Annotated in this window: 21 protein-coding genes and 1 pseudogene; 19 read left to right on the forward strand and 3 right to left on the reverse strand. The window is 61.3% G+C overall.

Going from position 1 to position 23,548, the window contains the following annotated elements; translation table 11 throughout:
• Positions 1–119 precede the first annotated feature (119 nt).
• Genes coxB through BN1079_RS05755 form a run of 4 tightly spaced genes read left to right on the forward strand, consistent with a single transcriptional unit; the run spans position 120 to position 4,736 of the window.
• Positions 120–1,013 carry a cytochrome c oxidase subunit II gene (coxB, locus tag BN1079_RS05740; RefSeq protein WP_037022961.1) on the forward strand — a complete coding sequence of 298 codons (894 nt, stop codon included), beginning with the start codon at positions 120–122 and terminating at the stop codon, positions 1,011–1,013.
• Positions 1,010–3,541 carry a cytochrome c oxidase subunit I gene (ctaD, locus tag BN1079_RS05745; RefSeq protein WP_037022962.1) on the forward strand — a complete coding sequence of 844 codons (2,532 nt, stop codon included), beginning with the start codon at positions 1,010–1,012 and terminating at the stop codon, positions 3,539–3,541. The genes coxB and ctaD overlap by 4 nt, the downstream gene beginning before the upstream one ends.
• On the forward strand, positions 3,541–3,903 hold the full coding sequence (locus BN1079_RS05750) for a hypothetical protein (RefSeq protein WP_037022963.1): 363 nt from the start codon (positions 3,541–3,543) through the stop codon (positions 3,901–3,903). The genes ctaD and BN1079_RS05750 overlap by 1 nt, the downstream gene beginning before the upstream one ends.
• Positions 3,900–4,736, forward strand: a complete 837-nt coding sequence (locus tag BN1079_RS05755; protein ID WP_231850800.1) for a cytochrome c oxidase assembly protein — start codon at positions 3,900–3,902, stop codon at positions 4,734–4,736. Before BN1079_RS05750 ends, BN1079_RS05755 begins: the two co-directional genes overlap by 4 nt.
• Before the next feature lie 92 nt (positions 4,737–4,828).
• On the opposite strand, the gene tusA is transcribed toward BN1079_RS05755, so the two are convergent.
• Positions 4,829–5,080 carry a sulfurtransferase TusA gene (gene tusA / locus BN1079_RS05760; protein WP_037022965.1) on the reverse strand — a complete coding sequence of 84 codons (252 nt, stop codon included), beginning with the start codon at positions 5,078–5,080 and terminating at the stop codon, positions 4,829–4,831.
• A gap of 223 nt (positions 5,081–5,303) precedes the next feature.
• Here tusA and acnA point away from each other — a divergent pair, with 223 nt between their 5' ends.
• The 3 genes and pseudogenes from acnA to BN1079_RS05770 all read left to right on the forward strand — a co-directional run bounded on the left by acnA (position 5,304) and on the right by BN1079_RS05770 (position 9,726).
• A complete protein-coding gene (gene acnA, locus BN1079_RS05765; RefSeq protein ID WP_037022966.1) occupies positions 5,304–7,979 on the forward strand; it encodes an aconitate hydratase AcnA in 2,676 nt (891 codons plus the stop codon).
• 178 nt (positions 7,980–8,157) lie between these two features.
• A pseudogene (locus tag BN1079_RS17950) lies at positions 8,158–8,490 on the forward strand (PAS domain-containing protein); the annotation flags it as partial.
• Positions 8,491–8,499: 9 nt separating this feature from the next.
• Positions 8,500–9,726, forward strand: a complete 1,227-nt coding sequence (locus tag BN1079_RS05770; protein WP_414860257.1) for a methyl-accepting chemotaxis protein — start codon at positions 8,500–8,502, stop codon at positions 9,724–9,726.
• Between the two features lies 1 nt (position 9,727).
• On the opposite strand, the gene BN1079_RS05775 is transcribed toward BN1079_RS05770, so the two are convergent.
• Positions 9,728–10,411: an alpha/beta family hydrolase gene (locus tag BN1079_RS05775; protein ID WP_037022970.1), complete on the reverse strand. Its 684-nt coding sequence runs from the start codon at positions 10,409–10,411 to the stop codon at positions 9,728–9,730.
• 80 nt (positions 10,412–10,491) lie between these two features.
• Between BN1079_RS05775 and ccoN (BN1079_RS05780) the strand changes: the two genes are divergently transcribed.
• From ccoN (BN1079_RS05780) to BN1079_RS05835, 12 genes are all read left to right on the forward strand, one after another.
• A complete protein-coding gene (gene ccoN, locus BN1079_RS05780) occupies positions 10,492–11,916 on the forward strand; it encodes a cytochrome-c oxidase, cbb3-type subunit I (protein ID WP_037022971.1) in 1,425 nt (474 codons plus the stop codon).
• A gap of 11 nt (positions 11,917–11,927) precedes the next feature.
• Positions 11,928–12,539, forward strand: coding sequence for a cytochrome-c oxidase, cbb3-type subunit II (gene ccoO / locus BN1079_RS05785; protein WP_037022972.1), 612 nt, complete (start codon positions 11,928–11,930; stop codon positions 12,537–12,539).
• A 100-nt stretch (positions 12,540–12,639) separates the two neighbouring features.
• Positions 12,640–13,575, forward strand: a complete 936-nt coding sequence (ccoP, locus tag BN1079_RS05790; protein WP_037022973.1) for a cytochrome-c oxidase, cbb3-type subunit III — start codon at positions 12,640–12,642, stop codon at positions 13,573–13,575.
• A gap of 388 nt (positions 13,576–13,963) precedes the next feature.
• The gene (gene ccoN, locus BN1079_RS05795; RefSeq protein WP_037022974.1) at positions 13,964–15,391 is read left to right on the forward strand and encodes a cytochrome-c oxidase, cbb3-type subunit I; all 1,428 of its coding nucleotides are present in this window, start codon (positions 13,964–13,966) and stop codon (positions 15,389–15,391) included.
• An 11-nt stretch (positions 15,392–15,402) separates the two neighbouring features.
• The gene (gene ccoO / locus BN1079_RS05800) at positions 15,403–16,014 is read left to right on the forward strand and encodes a cytochrome-c oxidase, cbb3-type subunit II (RefSeq protein WP_037022975.1); all 612 of its coding nucleotides are present in this window, start codon (positions 15,403–15,405) and stop codon (positions 16,012–16,014) included.
• 6 nt (positions 16,015–16,020) lie between these two features.
• On the forward strand, positions 16,021–16,203 hold the full coding sequence (locus BN1079_RS05805) for a CcoQ/FixQ family Cbb3-type cytochrome c oxidase assembly chaperone (protein ID WP_037022976.1): 183 nt from the start codon (positions 16,021–16,023) through the stop codon (positions 16,201–16,203).
• Positions 16,204–17,121 carry a cytochrome-c oxidase, cbb3-type subunit III gene (ccoP, locus tag BN1079_RS05810; protein ID WP_037022977.1) on the forward strand — a complete coding sequence of 306 codons (918 nt, stop codon included), beginning with the start codon at positions 16,204–16,206 and terminating at the stop codon, positions 17,119–17,121.
• Between the two features lie 137 nt (positions 17,122–17,258).
• On the forward strand, positions 17,259–18,671 hold the full coding sequence (gene ccoG / locus BN1079_RS05815; protein ID WP_037022979.1) for a cytochrome c oxidase accessory protein CcoG: 1,413 nt from the start codon (positions 17,259–17,261) through the stop codon (positions 18,669–18,671).
• An 11-nt stretch (positions 18,672–18,682) separates the two neighbouring features.
• On the forward strand, positions 18,683–19,186 hold the full coding sequence (locus BN1079_RS05820; RefSeq protein WP_037022981.1) for a FixH family protein: 504 nt from the start codon (positions 18,683–18,685) through the stop codon (positions 19,184–19,186).
• A gap of 8 nt (positions 19,187–19,194) precedes the next feature.
• Positions 19,195–21,630 carry a heavy metal translocating P-type ATPase gene (locus BN1079_RS05825; RefSeq protein ID WP_037022982.1) on the forward strand — a complete coding sequence of 812 codons (2,436 nt, stop codon included), beginning with the start codon at positions 19,195–19,197 and terminating at the stop codon, positions 21,628–21,630.
• A 57-nt stretch (positions 21,631–21,687) separates the two neighbouring features.
• A complete protein-coding gene (ccoS, locus tag BN1079_RS05830) occupies positions 21,688–21,894 on the forward strand; it encodes a cbb3-type cytochrome oxidase assembly protein CcoS (RefSeq protein ID WP_037022983.1) in 207 nt (68 codons plus the stop codon).
• Entirely contained in the window at positions 21,887–22,570 is a 684-nt protein-coding gene (locus tag BN1079_RS05835) for a sulfite exporter TauE/SafE family protein (protein ID WP_037022984.1), read from the forward strand. The genes ccoS and BN1079_RS05835 overlap by 8 nt, the downstream gene beginning before the upstream one ends.
• A 42-nt stretch (positions 22,571–22,612) precedes the next feature.
• On the opposite strand, the gene nadE is transcribed toward BN1079_RS05835, so the two are convergent.
• Positions 22,613–23,446 (reverse strand): ammonia-dependent NAD(+) synthetase, encoded by an 834-nt coding sequence (gene nadE, locus BN1079_RS05840; protein WP_037022985.1) that lies wholly within the window; start codon positions 23,444–23,446, stop codon positions 22,613–22,615.
• Between the last annotated feature and the right edge of the window lie 102 nt (positions 23,447–23,548).

Raw genomic sequence — 23,548 nt, forward strand, 5'->3', positions numbered from 1 at the left:
TAGGCGAGGCAACGCAGGTAGTTTTTCAACGGCCTGTTAAATGGACCACGCTGGCGCTATCAGTTCCTTGCCTCACCGCCTGCGGCGGTCCACTTTCAACGCTCGACCCGGCCAGCCCCATGGCGCAGCAGGTGGCAAACGTCTGGTGGGGCATGTTTGCCTTTGCCACCTTGGTGCTGCTGGTGGTCAGCACGCTGTGGATCTACGCAATGCTGCGCAAGCCGCGCACGGTCAGCGAGGAACAGGCAGACCGGATCAACCGGCGCTGGATCGTCGGCGGCGGGCTGGTGCTGCCGGGGGTCAGCATCCTGCTGTTGTTGATCTTCGGCATTCCCACCGGGCGCGGGATGATGCCGCTGCCGGTCGCAGGCGAGCAGCCGCTGAAGGTGGAAATCACCGGCCATCAGTGGTGGTGGCAGGTGCACTACCCCGACAGCGGCATCACCACTGCCAACCAGTTGATCATTCCCGCCGAACGCCTGATCGACGTGCACGTCACCAGCGCCGATGTGGTGCATTCGTTCTGGGTGCCACGCCTGGGCGGCAAGATGGACATGCTGCCGGGGCGGACCAACGTCATTCGCATCGAGGCCAGCCATCCGGGGGTCTTTCACGGCCAGTGCTCCGAGTTTTGCGGTCTGCAGCACACCCATATGAAGCTGCACGTGGAGGCGATGACCGCCGACGGGTTCGATAACTGGACCGCCGCGAGACAGGGTTTCCAGGTAAGCCAGCCCGCTCCCGGCGCCGCGGGCGAAGTGTTCGAGGAACGCTGCGGCCAATGCCATCGCGTTGCCGGCATCAGCGACGGCAATCGCGCACCGGACCTGACCGACCTCGCAACGCGCCCGAGCCTCGGTGCCGGCATCATCGCCAATGATGAGGAAGGCCTGCGGCGCTGGCTGCGCGAGCACAAGACGATCAAGTTCGGCAACGCCATGCCGGCTCATGACGATGTTCCCCCCGAAACCCTCGACGATATTGCCGCCTGGCTGGAGACGCTTGCGCCATGAGTTATACCGATCTGAGCAAAGCGCCTTCCACGGACCCGGATCAACTGCACGACCAGTTCAACGAAGTCTGGGGCAACCCCCGCGGCTGGCGTGCGCTGACCGTCGTCAACCACACCAGTATCGGCCTGCGCTTCATGATCACCGGCGGGGTGTTCTTCCTCATCGGCGGCCTGATGGCAATGCTGATCCGCACCCAGCTGGCGCTGCCCGGCTATGTGCTGATGGAGCCGGACATCTACAACCAGGTCTTCACCATGCACGGCACGGTGATGATGTTTCTCTTTGCCGTGCCGATCATGGAAGCTCTGGCGGTCTACCTGATACCGAAGATGCTCGGCGCGCGGGACCTGGCCTTCCCGCGGCTGTCGGCGCTGGGTTACTACTGTTATCTGTTCGGCGGGATCATCCTGCTGTCCAGCGTATTCTTCGAAGTGGCGCCCAAGGCCGGCTGGTTTATGTACACGCCGCTGTCCAGCTCGGCGCACATGCCGGGGATCAACTCGGATTTCTGGCTGCTGGGCATCACCTTTGTGGAGATTTCGGCGGTGAGCGCCGGCGTCGAACTGGTGGTGTCGATCCTGCGCACCCGTGCCAACGGCATGGCGCTGCACAAGATGCCGATTTACGCCTGGTACATCCTGGTCATGGCGATGATGATCGTCATCGGCTTCCCGCCGCTGATCCTGGGCAGCATCCTGCTGGAATTGGAACGCGCCGCGGGCATGCCCTTCTTCGATACCGCACGCGGCGGCGATCCGCTGCTGTGGCAGCACCTGTTCTGGCTGTTCGGTCATCCGGAGGTGTACATCATCTTCCTGCCCGGCGCGGGCATCGTCTCCACGCTGTTGCCGGTGTTCTGCCAGCGGCCGCTGGTGGGCTACCGCTGGGTAGTGCTGGGCGTACTGAGCACGGGTTTTCTCAGCTTCGGATTGTGGGTCCACCACATGTTCACGGTGGGCATTCCCGCGTTGGCGCTGGGCTTTTTCTCGGCCGCGAGCATGCTGGTGGCGATTCCCACCGGCGTGCAGATCTTCGCCTGGATCGCCACGCTGTGGCTGGGCAGGCCGACCTATCACGTGCCGATGCTCTGGCTGGTGGGCTTTCTCATCGTCTTCGTCGCCGGCGGCCTGACCGGGGTGATGGTGGCGCTGGTGCCCTTCGACTGGCAGGTGCACGACACCCATTTCGTGGTGGCGCACATGCACTACGTGCTGGTGGGTGGCATGTTCTTTCCGTTGATGGCCGGGCTTTATTACTGGCTGCCGCACTTCTCCGGGCGCATGCCTTCGGAGAGGCTCGGGCGCTGGGGCTTCTGGCTGGTATTTATCGGCTTCAACGTCACCTTTCTGATCATGCACTGGACCGGGCTGATCGGCATGCCGCGGCGGGTCTATACCTACGACACGGGCCTGGGATGGGACATTCCAAACCTGGTGTCGTCTATCGGCAGCTTCATCATGGCCATCGGCATCGGCACCATCCTGCTGGATATCCTGTTGCATTTTCGCTTCGGTCAGCCGGCGAAAAAGAACCCCTGGAACGCCGATACTCTGGAGTGGGCCACCAGCCTGCCGCCGAGCCCTTACAACTTCGTCAGCCTGCCGGATATCGATAGCCGCCATCCACTGTGGAAGGACCCCGATCTGCCCGACAGCATCGCCCGCGGCGAACACGCCCTGACGGTGATCGACCATGGCCGGCGGGAGACCTGGGGCGTCGATCCGCTGACCGGCAAGGCGCGGGAGATCGTTCACCTGCCGGGTAACAGCTGGCTGCCCTTTATCGCCTCGCTGTTCCTGACCGCGCTCTGCTTGAGCCTGTTGAGCAAGGCCTATTGGATCGCCCTTATCGCCACCCTGGCGACATTGGTGGTGCTGTTTCGCTGGTCATGGGAGAACGGCACACACCCCGCCGCCGCACCGGACGCGCGCACTCAACCGGGCGAGCCACCCCTGCATTCGCGCACCTTCGACGGCCCCGGCGTATGGGGCATGGGCGTAACGCTGCTGGCCAACGGCGCGCTGTATCTGTGCCTGCTGTTCGGCTGGTTCTATCTATGGACGGTTTCTCCTGACTGGCAGGTGCCGGAAGAGTCCGGTCTTAATGGTTGGGTAATGCTAGGCAGCGCCGCGCTGCTGACCCTGGGCGCGCTGTGCATGCGCTCGGTGCCGGCGCGATTGCGTCAGGGGAAATCCGAACATTTGCTGCGCAACCTTTGCATCACCGCAGGCCTGGGCTTGTTGCAATGCGCGGTGCTGCTGTGGCTGCTGCTGGATGCCAACCTCGCCATCACCGAAACGGCTCATGATGCGGTGATCTTCGTGATGCTGAGCTACAGCCTGATCCACTGTGCCCTGGCGGCGACACTGACGATCCTGCAGGCATGGCGCGTGATTAAAGGCTATGTCGGACTGCATGCCCCGTACGAAACCGTGGTGGTGGCGCAACTCTGGTACTACAACGCCGGCGTGCTGTGGAGTGCCTACGCGGCCATCGTGCTGTTCCCCAGCACCTGGGGGGCCGCCTGATGAACAAACCTCGCTGGACCTCGCGCCTGCATCCCATGCAAATCGTGCTAGGGCTGATCATCTGGAGCCTCTGGTTTGCCACGATCTACGGCGCGCATGGCGTCGCCTGTGCGGTCAGCCCACCGGATCCGGCCCAAGGCATCTTCAACTGGCTGAACCTGAGCTTTGCGGTTGGCACATTGATGGTGGCCGCGGTACTGCTTTGGCTCGCCCATCGCGCCTGGAAACTGGGTCAGCCTCCACATGAGCTGGACGAGCGGCAGCTATTCGTCACCCGCGTGGCCGCCGGGATACATCTGATCGCGGCCCTTTCCACCCTGTTCATCGGCCTGCAACTGGCGTTTTTTCCACCATGCGTATGACTTCGCTGATCCGCTGGCCCCTGCTGGTTGTTCTGCTGGGCTGGCTGCCGCAACCGGCACTGGCCCACGGCCTGTTCGACGGGCATTTCACCGAGCGCGCGCCGCTGTTCATCACCGCAGTCATTGTGGCCGTGGCCTGGGGGCTGTATATCCTTGGCTCCCTGCGCATCCGGACTCGGCGCAGCGACGCCGCATGGTTTCACGGCGCCATGCTGTTGGTGGTGTTCTCGGTATTCGGGCCCATCGACGACTGGGCGGAAACCAGCACCAGCTGGCACATGACCCAGCACATGCTGTTTATCGTGGTGATAGCACCCATGTGGGCCCTGGCTCGCCCGCTGCCGCAATGGCGTGCAGTCACCGGACGGGTGGCCCAGCCGCTGTGGAGTGCAGTTTTGCGCTGGGGGCGTTATCCGGTGGCGCTGGCCATGCTGCATGGGGCGATCATCTGGATCTGGCACACCCCCAGTCTTTATCAACTCGCGCTGGACAACCTTTGGTGGCATGCCTTCGAGCACGCCTGCTTCCTGTTCACCGGCTGGCTGTTCTGGTGGTCAACCCTACGCGCGAATCCGAAGCAAGTCCCCCAGGCGCTGATGGCCAACCTGTTGACGCTGATGCACACCGGCCTGCTGGGTGCCCTGCTGACCTTTGCCAGCACGCCCTTCTATGGCGAATCGCGGGATGTCGCGGATCAACAGCTGGCCGGCCTGATCATGTGGGTGCCGGGAGGTTTGATCTACCTGCTGGGCGCCGGCTGGATCACCTGGCGCTGGCTTAAAAGGATGTGGCGGCGGCAGGAGGCCAGCGCCTTGTCGCAGAGAGGTTTGTAGGAGCGGCCCATGGCCGCGAAGGAGGCCGCCCCGTTGGACGGATCGGTTCGCGGGCATGGCCCGCTCCTACGGGGCATGCTCGTCTCCGAGCCTCACTCGCTTTTCTTGCGAATCCAATAAAGGTAGGTGCCTTCCTCGGCCTGCTGCTCGACCAGCTCGTGGCCAAGGAAGACGCAGAATTTAGGAATATCGCGCTGGGTAGACGGGTCGGTGGCGATCACCTTGAGCAGCTCGCCACCGCCCAGGCCACGCACCTTGTTGTGCAGCATCATCACCGGCTCCGGGCAATTGAGGCCACTGGCATCGAGTACCGCATCGGCGGGCAGTTCGGCTGGTCGGGACATCACAGGACTCCAGAAAACAAGCCGGCATTGTCGCCCAGATGCGACGCAGCGTCATCGTCCGGGCATCCGTAACCGGCATAAAGGACAGGCTTGGCGCTCAAGAGGGAACCCCCGGGCGGCCATTCCTGTCCAGAGAACATGGCTAAACACCCCCAGCGGGACTAGATTCAGACAAAGCCACGACCTCACTCAGCCCGACCGTGCGGGCATAAAGGAGAGACGAATGCGATCCTTGGACAGCCTCAACTGTCGCCGAAGCCTGGATGTGGGCGGCAAAACCTACCTTTATTACAGCCTGCCCGAAGCAGCGAAAACCTTGGGCGACATCAGTCGCCTGCCAACCTCGCTGAAGGTGCTGCTGGAAAACCTGCTGCGCTGGGAAGACGACATCACCGTGCGCGCCGATGACTTCAATTCACTGGCAAGCTGGCTGCAGGCGCGCACCTCGGATCGCGAAATCCAGTACCGCCCTGCCCGCGTGCTGATGCAGGATTTCACCGGCGTGCCTGCAGTGGTGGACCTGACCGCCATGCGCGACGCGGTTGCCCGCGCCGGTGCAGACCCGCAGCAGATCAATCCGCTTTCACCGGTGGATCTGGTGATCGACCACTCGGTAATGGTGGACCGTTTCGGCAGCGGCCAGGCGTTCGAGCAGAACGTCGAGATCGAGATGCAGCGCAACGGCGAACGCTACGAGTTCCTGCGTTGGGGCCAGCAGGCCTTCGACAATTTCCGGGTAGTACCGCCGGGTACCGGAATCTGCCACCAGGTCAACCTCGAATACCTCGGCCAGGTGGTCTGGACCCGCGATGACAACGACGAAACCTATGCCTACCCCGACACCCTGGTCGGTACTGACTCACACACCACCATGATCAATGGCCTGGGTGTACTGGGCTGGGGTGTAGGCGGTATCGAGGCCGAAGCGGCCATGCTCGGGCAGCCGGTGTCCATGCTGATCCCTGAAGTGGTGGGCTTTCGCCTTACCGGCAGGCTCAATGAAGGCATCACCGCCACCGACCTGGTGCTGACCGTGACGCAGATGCTGCGTAAACACGGCGTGGTGGGCAAGTTCGTCGAGTTCTATGGGCCGGGGCTGGATTACCTGCCCTTGGCTGATCGTGCCACCATCGGCAACATGGCACCCGAGTATGGCGCCACCTGTGGCTTCTTCCCGGTGGACCAGATCACTCTCGATTACCTGCGCCTGACCGGCCGCAGCGAAGAACGTATCGCCCTGGTCGAGGCCTACAGCAAGGCCCAGGGCATGTGGCGCGACAGCAGTTCGCCGGACCCGCTGTTTACCGCCACCCTGGAGCTGGACCTGAGCCGGGTGCAGCCTTCTGTCGCCGGCCCCAAGCGCCCGCAAGACCGCGTCACCCTGAGCGACATCGGCGCCAGCTTCGACCTGCTGATGGAAACCAGCGGTCGCAAGCAGCAAGCCGATACGGACTTCGCCGTCAGCGGTGAAGATTTCGCGCTCAAGCACGGCGCAGTGGTGATCGCCGCGATCACCTCCTGCACCAATACGTCCAACCCGAACGTGCTGATGGCAGCCGGCCTGGTGGCCAAGAAAGCACTGGAACGCGGGCTCCAGCGCAAGCCGTGGGTGAAGTCCTCGCTGGCGCCCGGATCCCAGGTGGTCACCGATTACCTGGAGCGCGCCGGACTCACTCAATACCTGGACCGGCTCGGTTTCAACCTGGTGGGCTACGGCTGCACCACCTGCATTGGCAACTCCGGGCCGCTGCCGGATGCCATTGGCCAGAGCATTACCGACAACGATCTGATCGTATCCTCGGTATTGTCCGGCAACCGCAACTTCGAAGGGCGCGTACACCCGCTGGTCAAGGCCAACTGGCTGGCCTCACCTCCGCTGGTGGTGGCCTTCGCCCTGGCTGGCACCACGCGCATCGATATGAGCAAGGAACCCTTGGGCCATGACCCTCAAGGCCAGCCGGTGTACCTGAAGGACATCTGGCCAAGCAGCGCGGAGATTGCCGAAGCCGTTGCCAAGATCGACGGCGAAATGTTCCGCAGCCGCTATGCCGACGTATTCAGCGGCGACCAGCACTGGCAGAAGATTCCGGTTACTGCCGGCAATACCTATCATTGGAACGCCGCTTCCAGCTATGTGCAGAACCCGCCGTTCTTCGAGGATATCGGCCAGCCACCCGCGCCGCCTGCCGATATCGAGAATGCGCGGATCCTGGCCCTGTTCGGCGATTCCATCACCACTGACCACATCTCCCCGGCAGGCAACATCAAGGCCAGCTCACCGGCCGGTCTATACCTGCAATCCTTGGGCGTGCAGCCGGATGACTTCAACTCCTACGGTTCGCGTCGGGGCAACCATGAAGTGATGATGCGCGGCACCTTCGCCAATATTCGTATCAAGAACGAAATGCTCGGTGGCGAAGAAGGCGGCAATACTCTCTACCAGCCCGGCGGTGAAAAGCTTTCGATCTACGATGCGGCCATGCGTTACCAGAGCGAAGGCGTACCGCTGGTGGTGATTGCCGGTCAGGAATACGGCACAGGCTCGAGCCGCGACTGGGCGGCCAAGGGCACCAACCTGCTGGGGATCAAGGCGGTGATAGCCGAAAGCTTCGAGCGTATCCACCGCTCCAATCTGATCGGCATGGGTGTATTGGCGCTGCAGTTCGTCGATGGCCAGAACCGGCAGTCCCTGGGACTGGACGGAACCGAGAAGCTTTCAATTCGCGGCCTGGACGAAAATATCAAACCGCATCAGATGCTGACCGTCGAAGTGGAGCGCAACGATGGATCGCGAAGTTCATTCCAGGTTCTGTGTCGTATCGACACCTTGAATGAAGTCCAGTACTTCAAGGCCGGCGGGATTCTGCATTTCGTACTGCGGCAACTGATCAACGGATAACTCTGATGGCATCCATACAACGCCCGTCTCCTGCGGGCGTTTTTTTGTTTTTTCGTCGTAAACCCTTCAAGTTTCGGCCAGTGCAGTCGCTATCTGCGCAAACCGGTTGTTTTGACGTCAAAACACCTGCACACTCCCAGACAATAAAAATAACAATCACATTGCCAGGCGTACCTGCATGCGAAAGAACCTGCCAATTACTCATCGCGAATTTGCCTTCTCTGACCAGGAACGACTGATTTCCACCACGGACCTTAAAGGTCGAATCACCTATTGCAACGATATCTTTGCCTCGGTCAGCGGCTTCGAGCGCCAGGATCTGATCGGCGCGCCGCACAATCTGATCCGTCATCCTGATGTCCCCTCCGCCGTATTCGAGCACCTGTGGAGCACCCTCAAGGCTGGCCAGCCCTGGATGGGGATCGTCAAGAATCGCCGCAAGGACGGCGATCACTACTGGGTCAACGCCTATGTAACCCCAGTGCTGGACCTGCAGCGCCAGGTGATTGGCTACGAATCGGTGCGCACCAAGCCTACCCGCGAGCAGATAAAGCGCGCCGAAGCACTCTATGCACGCCTGAACAGCGGCAAACGCGGCGTACCCTTGCGTGACAGCTGGATTCCGCAGATCGCCAACTGGCTGCCGTTTATCCTCACCAGCCTGATCGGATTCGCCGTCGGCACCTGGCTCAATAATGTAGGGGGCCTTTTGTTGGCCGCCGCCCTCACCATTCCCCTTGGTCTCGCCGGCTTGCATTGGCAATCGCGCAGCACCCGGCGGCTGGTGCGGTTGGCCGAACACTCACTGAGCGATCCGCTGATCGCGAAGATGTACACCGACAGCCAAGGCAGTGAGGCGCGACTGGAGATGGCCATGCTCAGCGAGCAGGCGCGTTTGAAAACCTGCCTGACACGCCTGCTCGACAGCGCTGTGCAGCTGGAGCAACAAGCCAAACGCGCCGAAGAGTTGGCCAGCAGCAGTTCCGGTGGCCTGGCCAAGCAGCACCATGAAACCTCGCAGGTAGCCACGGCCATCAACCAGATGGCGGCGACCACACAAGAGGTAGCAAGTAATGTGGCGCTGGCTGCCGACGCAACCGGACAAGCCAGCCGTCTGACCAGCCAAGGCCGTGAGATCAGTGCACAAACCCGTCAGGCCATCGAGTTGCTGGCTGCAACCGTGAGCGAAACTGGTGACACCGTTACCGAACTGGCCCGCAACAGCGACGAGATTGGCAGCGTCGTCGATGTGATCAAAAGCATTGCCGACCAGACCAACCTGCTCGCCCTAAACGCGGCCATTGAGGCAGCCCGTGCGGGCGACTCGGGTCGCGGCTTTGCCGTGGTCGCCGACGAGGTGCGCCAGCTGTCCCAGCGCACCGCCACGGCTACGGGAGATATCCACCAGCTGATCGAAAAACTCCAGCAACAGGCTCAGCAGGCGGTAAAAGCCACCGAGCAAGGCAAAGCCCAGGCAGGCATCGGTGTCGAGCGGGTAATAGATGCAGACAAGGCACTGGCCGGCATAGGTGTTGCCGTGGAGAGCATTATCGAGATGACGACTCAGATTGCCTCGGCCACCGAGCAACAAAGCGCAGTGGCTGACGAGATCAGCCGCAACGTGAGCAATATCGCGGACCTTGCCAACCAGACCTCCGGCGATGCTCAGAGCACGGCTCTGCTGTCCGAAGAGCTGGAGGCAACTGCGCGAGCCCAGTCGGCACTGGTGGAGCGCTTCAACCGCTAGATCAGAGCCGCTGCAGAAGCTCGGCAATCCTGTCGGCAGCACTGTCCAGGTGCTGCTCATGGGTCAGCCCTGAGCGTTTGAGGGGCTTGAGGTCATGGTCGGCGGCCGTCAGCCAGTGCACCGCTACAGCGGTCGACAACGCGTAGCCGGCAACGGTCTCTCGATCACCCAATGCATCACGCTCGCCCTGAATGATCAGGGTGGGTGTCCGCAGGTCGGCAAGGTGGGCCACCCGTGGTTTCTCTGGCTTGCCCGCCGGGTGGAAGGGATAGCCCAAACAGATCAGAGCATCGGCCTGTAACTCGTCAGCCAGCAGACCGGCCATTCTCCCGCCCATCGACTTGCCGCCGATTGCCAGCCGCCCTGCGGTTTGCTGTCGCACCAGTGCATACACGTCACGCCATTGCTCAAGCAGACGCGCCTGCGGATTTGGTGGTCGCCTGCGACCGTCTTTACGCCGCTCGGCCATATACGCGAACTCGAAGCGAAATACCGCCACGCCACGTGCCACAAGGCGCTCGGTGATTGCCTGCATAAATGGACTGTCCATCGGCGCACCGGCCCCGTGCGCCAGTATCAAGCTCACCGACGCATCGCCGTGCGGGCGATCGACCTCGACCAGCGGAGTTTCACCCCCCTGCCTGTATTGATCGGCGTCAATACCAGGCATTTGCCCTTTCCCCATGCTTGCCCCCGTTTTCTCTTGAAAGAAACAACTGCTTACACGCAACAGAAACGCTCATTACCGTGGATGGAAGCCCATACATGAACACAGCAACCAGTACCGCCTACCATTACAAGGTGGTCCGCCAATTCGCCATCATGACGGTGGTGTGGGGAATCGTCGGGATGGGGCTCGGCGTTTTCATCGCAGCACAGCTTGCTTGGCCCGGACTCAACTTTGATCTGCCCTGGACCAGTTTCGGGCGCTTGCGCCCCTTGCACACCAACGCGGTGATCTTCGCCTTCGGTGGTTGTGCATTGTTCGCGACCTCCTACTACGCCGTCCAGCGTACCTGCCAAACCCCGCTGTTCGCGCCGAAACTGGCCGCCTTCACCTTTTGGGGTTGGCAACTGGTCATTCTTCTGGCGGCCATCACCCTGCCGCTAGGCCTCACCACCTCCAAGGAGTACGCCGAGCTGGAGTGGCCGATCGACATCCTGATCGCCGTCGTCTGGGTGGCCTACGGGGTCGTCTTCTTCGGCACGCTGATCAAGCGCAAGGTCAAGCACCTGTATGTCGGCAACTGGTTCTTCGGTGCCTTCATCCTCGTCGTGGCGATGCTGCACATCGTCAACAACCTGGAAATTCCGGTCACCCTGACCAAGTCCTACTCGCTGTACTCCGGCGCGACCGACGCCATGGTTCAGTGGTGGTACGGGCACAACGCCGTGGGCTTCTTCCTGACCACCGCCTTCCTCGGCATGATGTACTACTTCGTGCCCAAGCAGGCCGAGCGTCCGGTGTATTCCTATCGCCTGTCCATCGTCCACTTCTGGGCGCTGATCACCCTCTACATCTGGGCCGGCCCGCATCACCTGCACTACACCGCTCTGCCGGACTGGGCTCAGTCCCTCGGCATGGTGATGTCGATCATCCTCCTGGCACCAAGCTGGGGCGGCATGATCAACGGCATGATGACCCTCTCCGGCGCCTGGCATAAGCTGCGTACCGACCCGATCCTGCGCTTCCTGGTGGTCTCCTTGGCCTTCTACGGCATGTCCACCTTTGAAGGCCCGATGATGGCCATCAAGACCGTCAACGCCCTGTCCCACTACACCGACTGGACCATCGGCCACGTACACGCCGGCGCCCTCGGCTGGGTAGCGATGATCACCATCGGCTCGCTCTACCACCTGATCCCGAAAGTGTTCGGTCGCGAGCAGATGCACAGCATCGCTCTGATCAACGCACACTTCTGGCTGGCCACCATCGGCACCGTGCTCTACATCGCCTCAATGTGGGTCAACGGCATCGCCCAGGGCCTCATGTGGCGCGCAATCAACGAAGACGGCACCCTCACCTACTCCTTCGTCGAAGCACTTGAAGCCAGTCACCCCGGCTTCGTGATTCGCATGATCGGTGGAGCGATCTTCTTCGCCGGCATGCTGCTGATGGCCTGGAACACCTGGCGCACCGTGCGCGCAGTCAAGCCGGCCGAATACGACGCCGCCGCACAGATCGCCTGAGGAGCCGAGCAATGAAGAATCACGAAAAACTGGAAAAGAACATCGGTCTGCTGACCCTGTTCATGATCCTCGCGGTAAGCATCGGTGGCCTGACGCAGATCGTCCCGCTGTTCTTCCAGGATGTGGTCAACGAGCCGGTCGAGGGCATGAAGCCCTACACCGCACTGCAGCTGGAAGGCCGCGACATCTATATCAAGGAAGGTTGCGTCGGTTGCCACTCGCAGATGATCCGTCCGTTCCGCGCCGAAACCGAGCGCTACGGCCATTACTCGGTTGCCGGTGAAAGCGTTTACGACCACCCGTTCCTGTGGGGTTCCAAGCGTACCGGTCCGGACCTGGCCCGTGTCGGTGGACGCTACTCCGATGACTGGCACCGTGCGCACCTGTACAACCCGCGCAACGTAGTGCCGGAGTCGAAGATGCCCTCCTATCCGTGGCTGGTGGAAAACACCCTCGACGGTCGCGATACCGCCAAGAAGATGCAGGCCCTGCGCACTCTAGGCGTGCCTTACACCGACGAAGACATCGCCGGTGCGAGGGACGCGGTAAAGGGCAAGACCGAAATGGATGCCATGGTGGCCTACCTGCAGGTCCTTGGAACGGCTCTGACCAACAAGCGTTGATCCGATACGCCATAGAAAGACGACGGTTTGCCGTGACGGCGGCCGTCAGGGACTTAAATCGCGGACAGCCAGAGTGGCTCGGGCTGTCCAGGAGTAGCACATGAGCACTTTCTGGAGTGGATACATCGCCCTGCTGACGCTGGGCACCATCGTCGCTCTGTTCTGGCTGATCTTCGCAACCCGCAAGGGCGAATCGGCCAGTACTACCGACAAGACCATGGGTCATTCCTTCGACGGCATTGAGGAGTACGACAACCCGCTGCCCAAATGGTGGTTCATGCTGTTTATCGGCACGCTGCTGTTCGGCATCGCTTACCTGATCCTGTATCCCGGCCTGGGCAACTGGAAAGGTGTCCTGCCGGGCTATGAAGGCGGCTGGACCCAGGAGAAGGAATGGCAGCGCGAAGTGGACCAGGCGGAAGCCAAATTCGGTCCGATCTTTGCCAAGTATTCGGCCATGAGCGTTGCCGAAGTTGCTCAGGACGAGCGTGCACTGAAGATTGGCGCCCGCCTGTACGCCAACTATTGCGCCATCTGCCACGGCTCGGACGCCAAGGGGTCCAATGGCTTCCCGAACCTGGCCGATAACGATTGGCGCTGGGGCGGCGAGCCGGAAACGATCAAGGCGAGCATCCTCCACGGTCGTATTGCAGCGATGCCGGCCTGGGGCCAGGTGATTGGCGATGAGGGCGTGAAGAACGTTGCCGCTTACGTGCGTAACGGGCTGGCCGGCCTGCCACTGCCGGAAGGCAACGAGGCCGATCTGGGCAAAGGCTCCGAGATCTACACGCAAACCTGTTCCGTCTGCCACGGTGCCAACGGTGAAGGCATGGCCGCACTCGGTGCACCACAGCTGACCAACCCTGGCGCCTGGATCTACGGTTCGAGCCTGCCACAGCTGCAGCAGACCATTCGCCACGGCCGCAACGGCCAGATGCCGGCGCAAGAACAGTATCTGGGCAACGACAAGGTGCATGTGCTGGCAGCTTACGTCTACAGCCTGTCGCAAGCGCCAGAGCAACTGGCGAAGAAGTGAAATCTACCGTTGAACCTTTAACAAGGTTCAACGGTCTAGGACAGGGCGGCTAAAACCGCCCTGTTTCAGATCAAGCCCAGCAGCAAATCGCCCCCATGCGACTCTCTGTCGCAGACCGCCTGATCCTTCCCTCCTTTGCCGAAAGGCCGGGCCGCCCCCATACTTCCTGTCATTCGCCATGAATGCACAGAACTACAAGGCGAAACCCTCGATTCAGCGCGCCAATCTGGCGCCGCAAGCGCGCCTGCGACCTGCAGGAAAGACGCTTGAAATCTGGGCCGAAGCGGCACCGGAGAGAGCTGGGTTCGTTTGCATTACCCCCCTCGTTTCTCCATACTTGCCGCCGTTTTTGCCCCCTTGATATGCCCTTTTAGCGTGGAAGCCTTGCATGAGCACAGCAATAAGTGAGACTGCATATAACTATAAGGTGGTTCGCCAATTCGCCATCATGACGGTGGTGTGGGGAATCATTGGAATGGGTCTGGGAGTCTTTATCGCCGCGCAGCTGGTGTGGCCGGGACTCAACTTCGACCTCCCCTGGACCAGCTTCGGTCGTCTGCGACCGCTGCACACCAACGCGGTGATCTTCGCCTTCGGTGGCTGTGCCCTGATGGCGACGTCCTTCTACGTGGTCCAGCGGACTTCACAGGCTCGCCTGTTCTCTGACAGCCTGGCCTCCTTTACCTTCTGGGGTTGGCAGGCAGTAATCGTGCTGGCAGTGATCACCCTGCCGCAAGGCTTCACCAGCTCCAAGGAATACGCCGAGCTGGAGTGGCCGATCGACATCCTCCTGGCGATCGTCTGGATCAGTTACGCGACGGTGTTCTTCGGCACCATCATGAAGCGCAAGGCCAAGCACATTTATGTAGGTAACTGGTTCTTCGGTGCCTTCATCCTGGTCACGGCGATGTTGCACATCGTCAACAACCTGGAAATCCCGGTCACCTGGTTCAAGTCCTACTCCATTTATGCCGGCGCGACCGATGCCATGGTTCAGTGGTGGTACGGGCACAACGCCGTGGGCTTCTTCCTGACCACTGGCTTCCTCGGCATGATGTACTACTTCGTGCCCAAGCAGGCCGAGCGTCCGGTGTACTCCTATCGCCTGTCCATCGTCCACTTCTGGGCGCTGATCACCCTCTACATCTGGGCCGGCCCGCACCACCTGCACTACACCGCCCTGCCGGACTGGGCTCAGTCCCTCGGCATGGTGATGTCGATCATCCTCCTGGCGCCAAGCTGGGGCGGCATGATCAACGGCATGATGACCCTCTCCGGCGCCTGGCATAAGCTGCGCACCGATCCGATCCTGCGCTTCCTGGTGGTTTCCCTGGCCTTCTACGGCATGTCCACCTTCGAAGGCCCGATGATGGCCATCAAGACCGTCAACGCCCTGTCCCACTACACCGACTGGACCATCGGCCACGTACACGCCGGCGCCCTCGGCTGGGTAGCGATGATCACCATCGGTTCCATGTACCACCTGATCCCGAAAGTGTTCGGTCGCGAGCAGATGCACAGCATCGGCCTGATCAACGCACACTTCTGGTTGGCCACCATCGGCACCGTGCTCTACATCGCCTCGATGTGGGTCAACGGCATCGCCCAGGGCCTTATGTGGCGCGCAATCAACGAAGACGGCACCCTCACCTACTCCTTCGTCGAAGCACTTGAAGCCAGTCACCCCGGCTTCGTGATTCGCATGATCGGTGGTGCTTTCTTCCTCTTCGGCATGTTCCTGATGGCTTACAACACCTGGCGCACCGTGCGTCACGCCAAGGCTGCCGAATATAACGCCGCCGCACAGATCGCCTGAGGAGCCGAGTAATGAAGAATCACGAAATAGTGGAAAAGAACATCGGTCTGCTGACCCTGTTCATGATCCTCGCGGTGAGCATCGGTGGCCTGACTCAGATCGTCCCGCTGTTCTTCCAGGATGTGGTCAACGAGCCGGTCGAGGGCATGAAGCCCTACACCGCGCTGCAGCTGGAAGGTCGCGACCTCTACATCCGTGAAGGCTGTGTAGGTTGCCACTCGCAGATGATCCGGCCGTTCCGCGCCGAAACCGAGCGCTACGGCCATTACTCGGTTGCCGGTGAAAGCGTTTACGACCACCCGTTCCTGTGGGGTTCCAAGCGTACCGGTCCGGACCTGGCCCGTGTCGGTGGACGCTACTCCGATGACTGGCACCGTGCGCACCTGTACAACCCGCGTAACGTAGTGCCGGAATCGAAGATGCCTTCGTACCCGTGGCTGGTGGAAAACGCCCTCGACGGTCGGGACACTGCCAAGAAAATGAATGCCTTGCGCGCCCTGGGCGTGCCTTACACCGACGAAGACATCGCCGGTGCGAGGGACGCGGTAAAGGGCAAGACCGAAATGGATGCCATGGTGGCCTACCTGCAGGTCCTTGGCACTGCACTCACCAACAAACGGTAACGCACCATGGATATCGGGACTCTCCGCGGTCTGGGCACTATTTTGGTCATCGTCGCCTTTATTGGCGTCGTGCTCTGGGCCTATAGCAGCAAACGCAAGAAAAGCTTCGATGAAGCCGCCAACCTGCCCTTCGCAGACGAGCCCGATGCCAAGAAGCGTGATGAAGAAGTGTCCAGGAGTAAGAAATAAATGACCTCGTTTTGGAGTTGGTACATTACCCTGCTGAGTCTGGGGACCATTGCAGCCCTGGTCTGGCTGCTGTTGGCGACTCGCAAGGGCCAGCGCAACGAAAGCACTGAAGAAACCGTCGGCCATTCCTATGACGGCATCGAGGAATACGACAACCCGCTGCCGCGCTGGTGGTTCATGCTGTTCGTCGGCACCGTGGTATTCGCCCTCGGTTACCTGGTCCTTTATCCGGGCCTGGGCAACTGGAAGGGCGTCCTGCCCGGCTACGAAGATGGCTGGACCCAGGTGAAGGAATGGGAACGTGAAATGAACCGTGCCGACGAGCAATACGGCCCGCTCTTCGCCAAGTTCGCTTCCATGCCGGTAGAGGAAGTGGCCCAGGATCCGCAAGCCCTGAAGATGGGTGGTCGCCTGTTCGCCTCCAACTGCTCGGTCTGCCATGGCTCCGATGCCAAGGGTGCCTACGGTTTCCCCAACCTCACCGACCACGACTGGCTGTGGGGCGGCGAGCCTGAAACCATCAAGACCACCATCATGGAAGGCCGCCAGGCGACCATGCCAGGTTGGGTCAATGTGATTGGCGAAGACGGTATCCGCCATGTTGCCGGCTACGTTCTCAGCCTCTCAGGCCGCGAAGCGCCAGAAGGCATCAACGTCGACATTGAGCAGGGTCAAAAGATCTTCGCCTCGACCTGTGTAGCCTGTCACGGCGCTGAAGGTAAGGGCACCCAGGCCATGGGCGCACCCGATCTGACAGACAATGTCTGGCTTTACGGTTCGAGCTTTGGCCAGGTCCAGCAAACCCTGCGCTATGGTCGTAACGGCCGTATGCCCGCCCAGAAAGATATCCTGGGCAATGATAAGGTGCACCTGCTGGCAGCTTATGTGTACAGCCTCTCGCAGCAGCCGGAGAACTGATCCAGCGAGCCTGGGGCGCGACCTACCGCCGCACCTGACTCGAACTATCGAGGCGTAACATTGGCAGCAGGTCAGCAATTGAACCCGGTCGGCACGTATCGACCGGGTCACTCACCCTCCGCCGTGGTACGCACTCGATGACTGAGCAAATCCCCGTTCATGATGTAACCCCTCCTTCCAAGGTCCAGTCTTCGACTGACCTCTACGCCTCTCGCGAAAAAATCTACACCCGCTCGTTCACTGGCCTGTTTCGCAACCTTCGTCTGGTAGGCGGCGGCCTGCTGTTCATCCTCTATTTCGGCACGGCCTGGCTGAATTGGAATGGTCGCCAAGCGGTCTGGTGGGATCTACCCGAGCGCAAGTTCTATATTTTTGGCGCCACCTTCTGGCCACAGGATTTCATCCTGCTTTCAGCATTGCTGATCATCTGCGCCTTCGGCCTGTTCTTTATCACCGTATTCGCAGGACGTGTCTGGTGCGGCTATACCTGCCCACAGAGCGTTTTCACCTGGGTCTTCATGTGGGCTGAAAAGGTCACCGAAGGTGATCGCAACCAGCGCATGAAGCTCGACAAGGCGCCGATGAGCGCCAACAAGTTCCTCCGCAAGTTCGCCAAGCACAGCATCTGGCTCGGCGTATCCCTGGCCATCGGCATCACCTTTGTCGGTTACTTCACACCGATCCGCGAACTTGTGCCGGACCTGTTTACCCTTCAGGTCGGTGGCTGGGCACTGTTCTGGGTCGGCTTCTTCACCCTCGCCACCTATGGCAACGCCGGTTTCCTGCGCGAGCAGGTGTGCATCTATATGTGCCCCTATGCCCGCTTCCAGAGCGTGATGTTCGACAAGGACACCCTGATCGTCTCCTACGACCCGCGTCGCGGAGAGAAACGCGGGCCACGCAAGAAGGACGCCGATTACAAGGCCATGGGCCTGGGCGATTGCATCGACTGCACCATGTGCGTACAGGTTTGCCCGACGGGCATCGACATCCGCGACGGCCTGCAGATCGAATGTATCGGCTGCGCGGCCTGTATCGACGCCTGCGACACCATCATGGACAAGATGAACTACCCCCGGGGGCTCATCAGCTACACCACCGAGCACAACCTGTCCGGGCAGAAAACCCAGGTCATGCGCCCGCGCCTGATCGGCTATGCCCTGGCGCTGGTGGCGATGATGGGACTGTTTGCCTACGCCGTCGCCGACCGCTCGCTGGTCAAGCTCGATGTTCTCAAGGATCGCGTGCTGTACCGCGAGAACGAGCTGGGCCGGGTGGAAAACGTTTACACCCTGAAGGTGATGAACAAGGCGCAAAGCGAGCAGACCTTCATTATCGAAGCCAGCGGCCTTGATGGCCTGCAATATGAAGGTCGCAACGAGATCCATGCGGCAGCCGGCGAGCTGATCACCATCCCGGTAGAACTCTCCATCGCCCCTGAAAAACTGCCTTCCAGCACCAACGACATCGTCTTCCATATCCGGTCGGCTAACGATTCTTCCATCAAAGACGATGCTGAAAGCCGTTTCATTGGCCCAAGCATCCGCTGAACAGGTAGTACATGAGCGCTTCCAATAACGAAAAAACCCGTTGGTATACGCAGTTCTGGGCTTGGTTCGTCATCGCCATCCTGGCATTTGCAGTGTTCCTCGGCACCACTCTGCTGGTCATTTCCATTCGCACTGCCGACACCCTGGTGGCGGACAACTATTACGATGCCGGCAAGGGCATCAACCAGTCGCTGGAGCGCGAGAAACTGGCCGAGAGCCTGCAGATGCAGGGGCAGCTGAGCTTCAACGAAGAGCTTGGCCTGGCCGAGCTGCAGCTCAGCGGCAACAGTCGTCCGCAGCAGCTGATACTCAACCTGATCTCGCCGACACAGCCCGAGCGTGATCGACGCATCATCCTGCAACCCCAGGGCGAAGGCCTGTATCAGGGGCAGATGCAGGATACGGTCACGGGTCGGCGCTTCGTCGAACTCATTGGTCGCGAAGGCGAGCAGGACTGGCGCCTGTTCGAGGAGAAGGAAATCCGCAGCGGTCAGACCTATGAGCTGAGTTACTGACCGACTCAATGGCCAGCCCACTCCCCTGCTATCACTGCGGCCTGCCGGTGCCCCCCGGCAGTTCCTGGCACGCCCGTGTGCTCAACGAGACGCGGGCCATGTGCTGCCCCGGCTGCCAGGCGGTAGCGGAGGCCATCGTCAACGGCGGGCTGGAAAGCTATTACCAGCACCGCAGCGAAAGCTCCATCAATCCCGCGGCCCTGCCCCAGGCACTTTCCGACGAGCTGGCGTTGTACGACCGTGAGGATGTGCAACAGCCCTTCGTCCGGCATGAAGGCGATCTATCCAGCACCTCACTGATGATCGAAGGCATCAGCTGCGCCGCCTGTGGATGGCTGATCGAACGGCATCTGCTCGGCTTGGAAGGAGTCGCGGAAGCCAGCCTGAATCTGTCAAATCACCGCTTACAGGTGCGCTGGAGCGATAGTCGCCTGCCTCTGAGCGAATTGCTCGCCGAGCTGCGTCGCATCGGTTATGCCGCTCACCCCTACCAGGCGGACCAGGTAACCGAACGGCTGGCCAGCGAGAACCGCCGCAGCCTGCGCCAGATCGGCGTTACGGGCCTGCTCTGGATGCAGGTGATGATGGCCACCATGGCCACCTGGCCCGAATTCAACCTGGACCTTTCGGAGAGTTTCTTCGTCACCCTGCGCTGGACCGCTCTGCTGCTAACCACGCCCATCGTGTTCTATTGCTCCACCGACTTCTTCAAGGGCGCTCTGCGCGATCTGCGCACGCGCCACCTGACCATGGACGTTTCAGTCTCGCTGGCCATCGGTGGCGCCTACCTCGCCGGAATCTGGTCAACTCTGACCGGTCAGGGCGAGTTGTATTTCGATGCCGTGGGCATGTTTGCCCTGTTCCTGCTCACTGGTCGCTATCTGGAACGCCGCGCACGGGAGCGCACAGCGGCTGCGACTTCACAGCTGGTCAATCTGCTGCCGGCGTCCTGCCTGAAACTCAATGATGACGAGCAGACCGATCGGATCCTGCTCAGAGAGCTACGTGTCGGGGATCGGGTACTGGTACAACCGGGCGGTCTCATCCCCGCCGATGGACGCATCCTCGACGGGCAATCCAGTATCGATGAATCACTCCTGACCGGTGAGTACCTGCCTCAGGCGCGCGGCGTCGGCGATCCGGTGACCGCCGGCACACTGAACGTCGAAGGGCCGCTGACGATTGGTGTGCAGGCGCTCGGTGATGACACCCGCCTCTCAGCCATCGTTCGCCTGCTGGAGCGTGCCCAATCGGATAAGCCGCGCCTCGCCGAACTGGCCGATCGGGTGGCACAGTGGTTCCTGCTTGCAGTGCTGCTGACCGCTGCCGTAGTCGGCGTCATCTGGTGGCAGGTCGATCCGCAACGCGCCTTCTGGGTGGTTCTCGCCCTGCTGGTTGCCACCTGCCCTTGCGCTCTTTCGCTGGCAACGCCAACGGCCCTCACCGCCGCCACCGGCACGCTGCACAAGCTCGGGCTACTGCTGACTCGCGGGCATGTACTCGAAGGTCTCAACCACATCGATACGGTGATCTTCGACAAGACCGGCACCCTCACTGAAGGGCGGCTGACGCTGAGTGAAATTCGCCCTTTGGGCCACCTGGATGCCGATGCCTGCCTGGCCCTGGCTGCCGCGCTGGAAAATCGCTCCGAACACCCGATATCCAAGGCGTTCGGTCGTGCCCCGCAAGCGGCAGATGCTGTAGACAGTGTGCCCGGTCTCGGCCTGCAGGGCTCGGTGGGCGGCCGGCAACTGCGCATCGGCCAGCCCGGCTTTGTCGCTGACGGCTACGGCGGCACGGCGCCGGCGATCCCGGGTGACCAGGGCCAATGGCTGCTGCTGGGTGATGCTCAGGGTCCGCTGGCCTGGCTGGTACTTGATGACCGCCTGCGCGATGACGCTCCAGCACTGGTGCAGGCCTGTCATCAACGCGGCTGGCGCACTTTGCTGCTGTCCGGCGACAGTTCCCCAATGGTCGCCAACATCGCGCACCAGCTGGGCATCGACGAGGCCCGCAGCGGGCTGACACCTGCCGACAAGCTCACCCACCTGCAACGCCTGCAGGCCGAGGGACATCGCGTATTGATGCTTGGTGACGGAGTCAACGACGTCCCGGTTCTTGCCGCCGCCGATATCAGCGTGGCAATGGGTTCGGCCACCGATCTGGCCAAGACCAGCGCCGATGCCGTGCTGCTCTCCAACCGCCTCGACAGCCTGGTTCAGGCCTTCAGCCTGGCACGCCGCAGCCGACGCATCATTGTCGAAAATCTGGCCTGGGCAACGCTCTACAACGGCCTGATTCTGCCGTTTGCCGCCATTGGCTGGGTGACCCCGCTGTGGGCTGCGCTGGGCATGTCGGCCAGTTCGTTGCTGGTAGTACTCAATGCGCTGCGACTGACCCGACTGCCGAAAACGCCTGAGCCACAAGCTAGCGTCCTGCAGTAGGATGAACGACATCGCTGCCTGACACGTCGTCTTGTCCCAGCATTTTCCGGAGGCCCTATGGCCGCGCTCTACATTCTGATCCCCGTCGCTGTCGTGCTGGTTGCCTTGGCGATCTGGGTATTCTTCTGGGCCGTGGACAGCGGCCAGTACGATGACCTGGACGGCCCGGCGCACAGCATTCTGTTCGATGACGAAGACCCCAATCATCAGGCCGGGGTCGAGCAGGCAACACAAAGCGACGACGAGACCGACAAGCGTGATTGAGCTGCTACCCCTGCTGCTTTCCGCATTCGTCCTCGGCCTGCTTGGCGGCGGACACTGCCTTGGCATGTGCGGCGGTTTAATGGGCGCTCTGACCATGGCGATCCCGGCCGAGCAGCGCAACAAACGCCTGCGCTTGCTGATTGCCTATAACCTTGGTCGGGTACTGAGCTATGCCACTGCCGGCCTGCTTGTCGGCCTGGCAGGCTGGGCAGTCGCCCAGAGCCCGGCGGCGATGGCGCTACGGGTGGTGGCGGCGCTGCTGCTGATCGCCATGGGGCTGTACCTGGCCGGCTGGTGGAGTGGCCTGACTCGCATCGAAGCCATCGGCCGCGGCCTGTGGCGTCACCTGCAACCCATCGCCAGCCGCCTTATGCCGGTGCGCAACCTGCCACAGGCGCTGTTTCTTGGTGCACTCTGGGGCTGGTTGCCTTGCGGCCTGGTCTACAGCACCCTGCTCTGGGCGGCAAGCCAGGGCGATGCATTCGATAGCGCGCTGTTGATGCTGGCCTTCGGCATCGGAACCTGGCCGGTCCTCTTGGCCACTGGTCTTGCGGCAGAACGCATTACTTCCATGTTGCGCAAACGTGGAGTCAGGATGCTTGGCGGCATCATGGTCATCCTGTTCGGTCTCTGGACCCTGCCCGGCCCGCATCAGCACTGGCTGATGGGGCACTGACAGCATGTTACAGACCCGCTAGTCGCATCCTAACCGCAGCCTTTAGCGCTGCGGCTCCTTCGGCATCTCTCTCTTGTGCTGCGATTTGTCATAGGTCTCGATGATGATTTGCGCCACCTCGTCAGGCACTTCACGGCCTTGTAGAAAGGCATCGATCTGCTCGTAGGTCACCCCGTAGGCATCTTCGTCCGGCTTGCCGGGCGTGAGCTCTTCCAGATCGGCGGTAGGTACCTTGAGCACCAATTGCGAGGGAGCACCCAGTGCAGCGGCGATCTGCCGAACCTGACCTTTTACCAAGCCGGCCAGGGGCGTCAGGTCACAGGCGCCGTCACCGAACTTGGTGAAAAAGCCCATCACCGCTTCGGCCGCGTGGTCGGTGCCGATCACCAGCCCCTGGCGCGCATTGGCGATGGTGTACTGCGCCACCATGCGCATACGTGCCTTGGTGTTGCCCAGGACGAAGTCACGTGAACTGTCGGCCAGCGATTCAAGCGCCTCGGTCGCGCGGGAAAGCCCCAGTACCGCCGCACCAATATTCACCGTATGGCATTCGTCCGGCTTGATGGTATCCACCGCCAGTTGCGCTTCATCCTCATCGTGCTGGACCTGATAAGGCAGGCGTACCGCGATAAAGCGATAGTCATCCCCCTCGCCCGCCGCGCGCATGGCCTCTACCGCCCGCTGTGCCAGCAGCCCAGCGGTGGTCGAATCGACTCCACCACTGATCCCCAGCACCAGGCTTTTCATCCCCGAGTCGCGCAGGCATTTCTGGATGAACGCGACCCGTCGATCAATTTCGGCCTGGACGGCTTCCGGCCCGTCAAAGGGCGGACATACATTGAGTGCGGCAGCGATCTGCTGCTGACGACCTTGCATGGTTTACTCCTCAAAAACGAACAATTCGGTGATGGACCACAGTTTGACAATCCGACCACATGGGCGCCAATAAATCTCTCTTCTTCATGCCGCCCGTCAAAA

Source organism: Pseudomonas saudiphocaensis (assembly GCF_000756775.1).
Taxonomy (GTDB): Bacteria; Pseudomonadota; Gammaproteobacteria; order Pseudomonadales; family Pseudomonadaceae; genus Stutzerimonas; species Stutzerimonas saudiphocaensis.